Below are 8,344 nucleotides of genomic sequence, written 5' to 3'. Positions count from 1 at the left end.
CCCGCCCCCCCCCCCGCCGCCGGCGCCACGCCAAACGAAAAAAACTTCGCCAAATTGTTCCCTATAGTAATAATGCGTTGCGGAAATATGACGTTTCCCAAAAATAATATTCGTTTTAAATATGATAAGTTCGGTCAAAATCATTTTAAAACCGCCTAAAAACAGACAACCTCAACAGTCGTCCGCGCACAGTTGGATCTAAAAAATGGCGAGGAAACGGAAGCACTCTACAATCGGCGCAGTTTCTAATCGCTAAGGAAATAGATGAAATCTGGAAAATTTAGGCTCGCCATGGCGGCCTTCCCCCTGCTGCTCCTGGCCGCCTGCGGCGGCGACGGCGACCGCGCCGGCGACACCGGCGCGGCCTCGCCGCAGTTGCTCGCCAGCGCCACTTTCAGCGGCGCCGGCGTCGCGGCGCCGGCGGCGAGAATGAGCCCGGCGGCGGCGGCGCGCTTCCTTGGCCAAGCCAGCTTCGGCCCCACCATGGCCAGCATCGCCGATGTCGGCGTGCGCGGCGCCGACGCCTGGCTCAGCAGCGAATTCGCCAAGCCGGCGCGCAGCCACCTCGCCACCTACCAGGCCACGCTGGCCAGCATCCCCGCCGGCAGCAAGTACGGCCAGGACCTGTTCCTCGAAACCTTCTGGCAGCAGGCCGCCCAGGGCGACGACCAGTTGCGCCAACGCGTCAAGTTAGCCTTGTCGGAGATCTTCGTCATTTCGCTGGCCGACGGCGGCGTCGCCGACTTCCCGCGCGGCGTGACCGGTTACTACGACATGCTGGGCAAGCACGCCTTCGGCAATTTCCGCGCCCTGCTGCAGGACGTCGCCCTGCATCCGATGATGGGGCGCTACCTGACCTATCTGGGCAACCGGCGCGAGTCCGGCGAGCGCCTGCCGGACGAGAACTTCGCCCGCGAGGTCATGCAGTTGATGAGCATCGGCCTGTACCAGCTGAACCAGGACGGCAGCCTGCGCCTGCAGAACGGCGCGCCGATCGAGACCTACAAGCACGACGACGTGGCCGGCCTGGCCAAGGTCTTCACCGGCTGGAGCTGGGCCGGGCCGGACAACAGCGGCCTGCGCTTCTACGGCGCGCTGGCCGATCCGGACCGCGACTGGAAACCGATGCAGCAGTACCCGACCTACCACTCGACCAGCGAGAAGCGCTTCCTCGGCGTCAGCGTCAACGGCAGCGCCGAGGCCGAACTGGCGGTGGCCCTCGACACCCTGTTCAACCACCCCAACGTCGGCCCCTTCTTCGGCCGCCAATTGATCCAGCGCCTGGTCAGCAGCAACCCCAGCCCCGGTTACATCAGCCGGGTCGCCGCCATCTTCGCCAACAACGGCAAGGGGGTGCGCGGCGACATGCAGGCCGTGGTGCGCGCCGTGCTGCTCGATCCCGAGGCGCGCCAGACCTTCGCCCTGCGCGGCGGCAAGCTGCGCGAGCCGGTGCTGCGCCTGGCCAACTGGATGCGCGCCTTCGAGGCCCGCTCGGCGTCGGGCCGCTACCAGATCCCGCAACAGGACGACGCCTTGTCCGGCCTGGGCCAGACGCCGATGCGCTCGCCGTCGGTGTTCAACTTCTTCCGCCCCGCGTACGCGCCGCCCAACACCAGCATCGCGGCGGCCGGCATGGTCGCGCCGGAGATGCAGATCACCGCCGAACCATCGGTGACCGGCTACCTGAACGTGATGCAGGAGGTGGTGCCCTACGGCGTCGGCTACAAATACGACGTCCTGGCCAGCTACTCCGCCGAGCTGGCGCTGGCGACCGACCCGCCGGCCCTGGTCGACCGCGTCAACCTGCTGCTGCTGAACGGCGCCATGAGCGCCACGCTGCGCGGCCAGATCCTGGCCGCCATCAACAGCGTGGTGATGCCGCCGCCCTACGCCAGCAACGCCCCCGGCATCGCCGGCACGCTGCGCAACCGCGTCTACCTGGCGATCTACCTGTCGATGGCCTCGCCCGAATACCTGGTTCAAAAGTAAGGAACAATGAGATGAACGAACACCATCAATCACGCCGCCGTTTTCTCGGCTCCATGTTGACCCTGGCCGGCGGCAGCGTCGCCCCCTTCGCCATCAACCTGGCCGCCATGGGTGGCGCCGCCGCCGAAGGCGCCGACGACTACAAGGCCATCGTCTGCCTCTTCCTCAACGGCGGCAACGATCCCTTCAACACCGTGCTGGCCACCGACAGCGCCTCGTGGGACGAATACACCCGCATCCGCGGCGCCGACGCGGCGATCGCCCTGCCCGCCGTCGGCGCGCCGCGCGGCGTGCTGCCCATCGTGCCGGCCAGCGGCCACGCCGGCCGCAGCTTCGCCCTGCACCCGAGCATGGCGCCGTTGAAGGAGCTGTTCGACCAGGGCCGCGCCGCCGTGGTGGCCAACGTCGGCACGCTGATCGCGCCGACCAGCAAGACGGAATACCTCAATGGCAGCGTCGCGCTGCCGGCCAAACTGTTCTCGCACAACGACCAGCAATCGATGTGGCAATCGTACAAGCCGGAGGGCGCCAGCTTCGGCTGGGGCGGCCGCATGGGCGACCTGCTCGCCGCCGGCAACGGCAACGCCAACTTCACCTGCATTTCCGCCGCCGGCAACGCGGTCTTCCTCAGCGGCCGCGAGATCCGCCAATACCAGATCAACGCCGCCGGCGCCGTCCCGGTGCGCAATCTGGGCGGCACGCTGTTCGGCGCCCCGGCCGCCGGCAACCCGCTGCGCGCCATCGTCAGCGGCGAGCGCAGCGAGATGTTCGAGCGCGAGCACGCCGCCGTGGTGGGCCGCGCCATCGCCTCGCAGGCGACGCTCGGCGGCGCCATGCTGGCCGCCGGCGCCGCCGGCGTGCCCAACCCGACGCCCTTCGTCAACCCGAGCACCGGCGCGACCAGCGTCAACAGCCTGGCGGTGCAGCTGCAAACGGTGGCCCGCATCATCGGCGGCCGCTCCGCGCTGGGCGCCCGCCGCCAGGTGTTCTACGTCAGCCTGGGCGGCTTCGACAGCCACGACAACCAGCTCGCGCTGCAGGCCGACCTGCTCGGCCGCCTGGCCCACGCGCTGGCCTACTTCGACACCACGCTGGCCACGCTGCAGGGCGCCGACATGCGCAGGCAGGTCACCACCTTCACCGCCTCCGACTTCGGCCGCACCTTCACCAGCAACGGCGACGGCAGCGACCATGGCTGGGGTTCGCACCACTTCGTCGTCGGCGGCGCCGTCAAGGGACGGCAGATCTACGGCGCCTTCCCGGCCAGCGGCCTGAAACACGAATTGGATATCGGCTCCGGCGCGCTGCTGCCGACCATCTCGGTCGACCAGTACGGCGCCACGCTGGCCGGCTGGTTCGGCCTGTCGGCCACGCAGATCGCCGACGTGTTCCCGCACATCGGCAACTTCAGCCAGCGCGACCTGGGCTTCATGGCCTAGGCGGCCACGCCCACCGTCAGCGTCACCACGTAGCCGTCCGTGGCGTTGCCGCTGACGGCGCCCATCTGCAGCGTGGTGCCGTCGCTGAACACGTTGTCGCTGGCGTAGCTGATCTGCGCCAGGTTGCGCACGCTGCTACTGTAGCCGGCCGTGGCGTAGACCTCGTTCAGCGTCGCCAGCGGGAAGGTGAACTGCGAGGTCTTGATCCGGTTGGCCGCGCTGACGCTCTTGGCCAGCGTCGGGTAAACCTCGAAGTGCACGTGCGGCATGCGGCCGGCGTAGCAGCCGGGGAAGATGGTGCTGAAGCTGACGTTGCCGCCGCCGTCGGCCTCCTGCACGCCGCGCAGGTAGTTCCGCCCCGTCACCCCGCTCGAATACAGCGAGTACTGGCCGTCGCGGTCGCAGTGCCACAAATAGACGGTGTAGCCGGCCAGCGTGGCGCAGCTGCCGTTGGTGTTGACGATCTGTAGCTTGATCGTCAGCGGCACGCCGGCCGCCACGCCGCTGGCGCCGCCGAAGCTGCTGCGGATGTCGCTGCGCACCACGCCGACCTGGTTCAGCACATTGGTCACCCCGCTGCCATTGCTATTGGTGCCGTCGGCCGGATACGGGCCGCCGGTCTCCTCCGGGATCACCGCGCAGGCGCCGGTGGTCGGGGTGGTCGGGGTGGCTGGCGGGGCCGGCACCGTCGGGGTGCTGCTGCCGCTGTCCGCCGTGGCGGCGCTCGAACCTCCGCCGCAACCCAGCAGCGGCAGCGCGCCGGCGCCGGCACCGACCAGCAGCCAGCGCAGCGACTGGCGCCGGTTGGCCACCAGGCTCATCATCGCGTCCAGGTCGGCCGCCAGACTGTGTTCATGTTCGGCCCGGGCATCGGGCCGGGTATCGTGCTGCTTGTCCATATTGCGAACTCCAATCAAGTAAATGCCGCCGCAGCTGCGGCGGCATCATGCGTCAGCGTGTTTAGACGGTGGTGTTAATCAGGTTGCCGCTGCTGCCGGCGCCACTCAGATTGCTCGACAAGGCCTGCAGGAAGCCGCCCAGCGCCTGGGCGCTGCTCTGCGTCGCGCTGGCGTCGTCGCTGGCGCCGCCCGCCGTCGCGGCGTCCGTGCTGGTGGCCTTGCTGCCGCTGGCGTCGCTCACACCGATTTGTTGCAAGGCGCTGGCGATCGCGCCGACCAGACCGCCGCCCTCCGGCCGCCGGTGGTGGCCGGCGCCGCGCGTGGCTTCGGTGCCGCCGCTGTCGCCGCTGCGCGTGGTACTGCTCAAATAACTCAACTGGCTGGTGGCGCTGCTGGAACTGATGGCGCTGATCGACATGCTGCTCTCCTTGGTGGGTGGGTGAAATAGTCGTGCTGACGTCGTATTGCCCGCTCAGGGACGCGGCGGGTGGCGCGGCGCATCGTCGGCCAACTGCTTGCGCTGCTCGGGCGTCAGCAGCGCAAGCAGCTTCTGCTCGGTGCGCACCTGCTGCAACATGATGTTGGCGTTGGCCTGAGCGGCGGCCTGGGCCAACCCGGCCGCCTTGGCGTCGTCGAACGGCGCGGCGGCGCCCAGCGCGCGCAGGGCCTCGTGCGCCTTCCTGGCGCTCTTCTCCTGCTCGCGCAAGTACGGCACCTGGGCGTGCAGCAGGGCGAACACCTTGTCCTGCTGCGCCTCGCTCAGCTCCAGGCCGCGCAGCCCCGCTGGAGCGTCGGCCATGCCGAACGGCGCAAACGGCGGACGGCCCATGCCTGGCGGGCCGTTGCGCTCGCCGTGCGATTCCTGCGCCGCCATGCCGGGCGCGTGCGGCGGCTTGCCGCCATGGCCCGCAGCGGGGCCGCCGTGGCCGGGACCGTCCATCTCATCGTCGGCGGCGCCGGCGCCGCCATGCATGCCGCCCAGGGAGAGCGCGGCAACCAGCAGCAGCATGGCCTTGACGGCGCGGTGGCGTGGTGGGGGGAAGTTCATGGCGGGTATCCTTGGTCTATGTTGTTGGAGTCGCCATTGTCCGAGCCGGCCATGTAAAGCGCCGTAAGCACCAGGTAAATCCATGTAAAGACGGCACCCGCCGGACGGTGTAAAAGCGGGTAAATCGGCGCTGGCGGCCGTTCCGGGTTTGTTATGATGGCCGCATCGACACGGGAATAAAGCGCTGCAATGAGCAAGGTACTGCTGATAGACGACGACATCGAACTGGTGGGCATGTTCCAGGAATACCTGGAGCAGGAGGGCTTCGAGGTCAAGACCGCGCACGACGGCGTGGCCGGCACCGCCGAGGCCTTCACCGGCCTGTACGCCATCGCCATCCTCGACGTGATGATGCCGCGCATGAACGGCCTGGAGACGCTGCGCCGCATCCGCGCCCGCAGCCAGTTGCCGATCCTGATGCTGACCGGGCGCGGCGACGACACCGACCGCATCGTCGGCCTCGAACTGGGCGCCGACGACTACGTCGCCAAGCCCTGCACGCCGCGCGAGCTGACCGCGCGCATCCGCGCCATCCTGCGCCGCACCCAGGCCGCCCCGCTCGACGCCTCGGCGGCCGCCGCCTTGAGCGTCGGCCAGCTGACCATGTGGCCGGAGCAGCGCCGCGCCACTTGGGCCGGCGCCCCGCTGGAGCTGACCAGCACCGAATTCAACCTGCTGGAAGTGCTGGCGCGCCACGCCGGCCGCCCGGTCAGCAAGAACACCCTGTCGGAACAGGGCCTGGGCCGGCCGATGGCGCGCTTCGACCGCAACATCGACGTCCACCTGAGCAGCCTGCGCCACAAGCTCGGCACCATCGCCGACGGCCGCTCCTGCCTGCAGACCGTCTACCGGCTCGGCTACCAGCTGATCAAGGAGTGAGCCGGTGGGCCGCCTGTTCTGGAAGTTCTTCCTCTCCATCCTGCTGGCCCAGCTGGCCGCCACGGTCGGCATCGGCGGCGCCATCTGGCTGAAGAACCGCAACCCGGTGCGCAGCCCGACGGCCGACATCGACACCAGCCCGCCGGCCGAAATGGCCATCAACGCCGCCGCCGCCACCCTCGAATTCGGCGGCAGCAGGGCGTTGCGCGGCCTGCTCGGCAGCATGGAGCGGCACCGCGTCTACGCCGTCGACGACAAGGGCCACGAGCTGCTCGAACGTATCGTCACGCCGGCCATGCAGGTCGAGGCGCACTACCTGCTCAAGCACGAGCAGCGCCACCGCGTGGTGCGCCAGGTGAAGGACAAGGACGGCCACCGCTATCTGCTGTTCCTGCCCTCGGCCGAGCACCAGCAAGGCATCGACGCGCTGGCGCCGCCGTTGTTGGCGCGGTTGGCCGAGGCCGGTTTGGCGCGCGGCGCCGACGGCCCCGGCGAGGACCGCCGCCCGCCGCCACCCGGCCCGGCCTTGGCCGGCGACAACGGCGGCGCCGCCCCGGGCGGCCGCGATGGACTCGACGGCCGCGACGGCCACGACGGCACCAATCCAGCATCGGCCGACGGCGCCAGGCGCGCCGCCGCCGGAGACGCCGCGCAAGTCGCGCCCGCCGGCGCCATGGCCGCCGGCGGCACCGGGCGGCCGCCATCCGACGACTGGTCCGGCCGTCGCCCCGCCGGCAATGGCGCCGAGATGCGCGGCCCGGGCGGCGTTCGCGGCCCGCGCTTCGAACCGCTGACGCCGTGGGTGCCGATCGTCGCGGCGGTGCTGGCCAGCACACTGATGGCGGTGCTGCTGGCCTGGTACTTCTCGCGGCCGATCCGCGCGCTGCGCCAGGCCTTCGAGGCCGCCGCCGGCGGCGACCTGGCGCCCCGCTTCGCCGACGCCGCCGGCAAGCGCCGCAACGAACTCAACGATCTGGGCCGCGACTTCGACCGCATGACGGCGCGCCTGCGCAACCTGATCGACGGCCAGACCCGGCTGCTGCACGACGTCTCGCACGAACTGCGCTCGCCGCTGGCGCGGCTGCAGGCGGCCATCGGCCTGGCCCACCAGCAACCCGACAAGACGGCCGCCTCGATGGAACGCATCGAGCGCGAGAGCGTGCGCATGGACAAGCTGGTCGGCGAGCTGCTGACCTTGGCCCGTCTTGAGGCGGGTGCCCTCAGCACGCTGCAGGAGGAGATCAGCATGGCCGAGCTGCTCGACCAGATCGGCGACGACGCCCACTTCGAAGCCGCCAGCCAGCAGCGCAGCGTGCTGCGCGAGGGCGAGGCCGACGTGGTGGTGATCGGCCAGGCCGACCTGCTCGGCCGCGCCATCGAGAACGTGGTGCGCAACGCCATCAAGCACAGCCCCGAGCGCGGCGCGGTAAAGCTCCAGCTTCAACTGCGCTGCCTGCCGGACGCGAGTCGCCTGCACATCCGCGTGCTCGATCGCGGCCCCGGCGTGGCGCCGGGCGACCTGGAGGCCATCTTCCGCCCCTTCTTCCGCGCCAGCGACACCCACAAGAGCACCGACGGCCACGGCCTCGGCCTGGCCATCGCCCAGCACGTGGTGCAGGCGCATGGCGGCAGCATCGGCGCCAGCAACCGGCCCGACGGCGGCCTGTGCGTGGAAATCGTGCTGCCGGTGGCGCCAGGTCCGGCGGCGCGCTAAGCGTCGCGCCGTTCCGGCGCCAACCCGTTTCCGCCAAAGCAAGCTTGAGGGCACCTCGAAAAACCACCAAATTGTCGTTCCCGCGTAGGCGGGAACCCATGCTGAGCCAATGGACATGCGGGGTATAGATTCCCACCTGCGCGGCGGTCCGCCGATGCGGAATGACGGTTTTTCGAGGTGCCCTTGAGTCTAGTCGAGCGCCACTATCCACCGGCAAAGTCGAGCAGCGCTCAAATCGGGCTATGTTGTTCCACAGCGTCTTTACCTATCGAATGTGACTAAGTGTTTAGATTCGTGTGATTATGCACCTTTCCGTAGCTGGCCCCTCTTCAAGGCACGGCACGTTTTGAGTACACTTATCCATCCCAACGATTCG

The 8,344-nt window shown here is 69.2% G+C and carries 7 protein-coding genes; 4 read left to right on the top strand and 3 right to left on the bottom strand.

Annotated features, from left to right (window positions below):
• The first annotated feature begins 264 nt into the window (after positions 1–264).
• Both H7U20_RS03660 and H7U20_RS03655 read left to right on the top strand, forming a co-directional pair.
• Complete coding sequence (locus tag H7U20_RS03660; RefSeq protein WP_199518260.1) at positions 265–1,989, top strand: DUF1800 domain-containing protein; 1,725 nt, start codon at positions 265–267, stop codon at positions 1,987–1,989.
• A gap of 11 nt (positions 1,990–2,000) precedes the next feature.
• Entirely contained in the window at positions 2,001–3,428 is a 1,428-nt protein-coding gene (locus tag H7U20_RS03655) for a DUF1501 domain-containing protein (RefSeq protein ID WP_199518259.1), read from the top strand.
• Here H7U20_RS03655 and H7U20_RS03650 read toward each other — a convergent pair.
• From H7U20_RS03650 to H7U20_RS03640, 3 genes are all read right to left on the bottom strand, one after another.
• Entirely contained in the window at positions 3,425–4,327 is a 903-nt protein-coding gene (locus tag H7U20_RS03650; protein ID WP_199518258.1) for a dioxygenase family protein, read from the bottom strand. The genes H7U20_RS03655 and H7U20_RS03650 overlap by 4 nt on opposite strands.
• Before the next feature lie 61 nt (positions 4,328–4,388).
• Entirely contained in the window at positions 4,389–4,745 is a 357-nt protein-coding gene (locus H7U20_RS03645; RefSeq protein ID WP_199518257.1) for a hypothetical protein, read from the bottom strand.
• Between the two features lie 54 nt (positions 4,746–4,799).
• The gene (locus H7U20_RS03640) at positions 4,800–5,375 is read right to left on the bottom strand and encodes a Spy/CpxP family protein refolding chaperone (protein WP_233410477.1); all 576 of its coding nucleotides are present in this window, start codon (positions 5,373–5,375) and stop codon (positions 4,800–4,802) included.
• Positions 5,376–5,564: 189 nt separating this feature from the next.
• Here H7U20_RS03640 and H7U20_RS03635 point away from each other — a divergent pair, with 189 nt between their 5' ends.
• Together H7U20_RS03635 and H7U20_RS03630 are read left to right on the top strand one after the other, a co-directional pair.
• Positions 5,565–6,254: a response regulator transcription factor gene (locus H7U20_RS03635; protein WP_199518256.1), complete on the top strand. Its 690-nt coding sequence runs from the start codon at positions 5,565–5,567 to the stop codon at positions 6,252–6,254.
• Positions 6,255–6,258: 4 nt separating this feature from the next.
• Complete coding sequence (locus H7U20_RS03630) at positions 6,259–7,968, top strand: sensor histidine kinase (RefSeq protein ID WP_199518255.1); 1,710 nt, start codon at positions 6,259–6,261, stop codon at positions 7,966–7,968.
• Positions 7,969–8,344 lie beyond the last annotated feature (376 nt).

Source organism: Rugamonas violacea (assembly GCF_016461825.1).
Lineage (GTDB): Bacteria > Pseudomonadota > Gammaproteobacteria > Burkholderiales > Burkholderiaceae_D > Rugamonas.
Note: the sequence above shows the minus strand (reverse complement) of the source record. Positions and strands in the feature narration are given on the sequence as shown.

Coding starts and splice junctions, on each gene's coding strand:
- H7U20_RS03660 (WP_199518260.1), top strand. CDS start 265: ATGAAATCTGGAAAATTTAGGCTCGCCATGGCGGCCTTCCCCCTGCTG.
- H7U20_RS03655 (WP_199518259.1), top strand. CDS start 2,001: ATGAACGAACACCATCAATCACGCCGCCGTTTTCTCGGCTCCATGTTG.
- H7U20_RS03650 (WP_199518258.1), bottom strand. CDS start 4,327: ATGGACAAGCAGCACGATACCCGGCCCGATGCCCGGGCCGAACATGAA.
- H7U20_RS03645 (WP_199518257.1), bottom strand. CDS start 4,745: ATGTCGATCAGCGCCATCAGTTCCAGCAGCGCCACCAGCCAGTTGAGT.
- H7U20_RS03640 (WP_233410477.1), bottom strand. CDS start 5,375: ATGAACTTCCCCCCACCACGCCACCGCGCCGTCAAGGCCATGCTGCTG.
- H7U20_RS03635 (WP_199518256.1), top strand. CDS start 5,565: ATGAGCAAGGTACTGCTGATAGACGACGACATCGAACTGGTGGGCATG.